This is a genomic window from Pseudoalteromonas sp. P1-25, from assembly GCF_001401805.1.
Classification (GTDB): Bacteria; Pseudomonadota; Gammaproteobacteria; order Enterobacterales; family Alteromonadaceae; genus Pseudoalteromonas.
In genome coordinates this window covers 1-381 of sequence record NZ_LKDW01000101.1, presented here as the reverse complement: position 1 = coordinate 381, position 381 = coordinate 1, and the positions used below count along the sequence as shown (strand labels likewise).

1 pseudogene is annotated in these 381 nt (G+C 37.5%); it reads left to right on the top strand.

The annotated features are described in order from the left end of the window. A pseudogene (locus AN393_RS20645) lies at positions 1-308 on the top strand (hypothetical protein); the annotation flags it as partial. Positions 309-381: the final 73 nt, after the last annotated feature.

Sequence of the window (381 nt, the reverse complement as noted above, 5' to 3'; positions counted from 1 at the left end):
CAAGTAATAAAAAATTAATTCTGCACCCGAGGAGCATGTTTAGTGGCACAGTTCGGTTCGCTGATTTATATTGGGTGTCAAATTTAATATCAATACGAGAGGATAAACGGGGGCACATTGATAATATGAACCTTCCTCTGCTAGAAAGACTTAATATATCCCCCGAAAACTGGTTAAAACTCACTACGCAATTTACGCGCGTATTTCATGGCGCAGTAGGCAGACCCACTTCACAAGTAAGTTACTGTGAAAATTTAAAGCGCAAACGGCGTTCAAATATTAGCAACTGCGAAAAGCTACTCGCATAAATTAAAAATTACTCAGTAAAAATTAAAACTGCAATCTTGCAGTTATTTTCATGCGTGTAATTCAGGTTTGAGA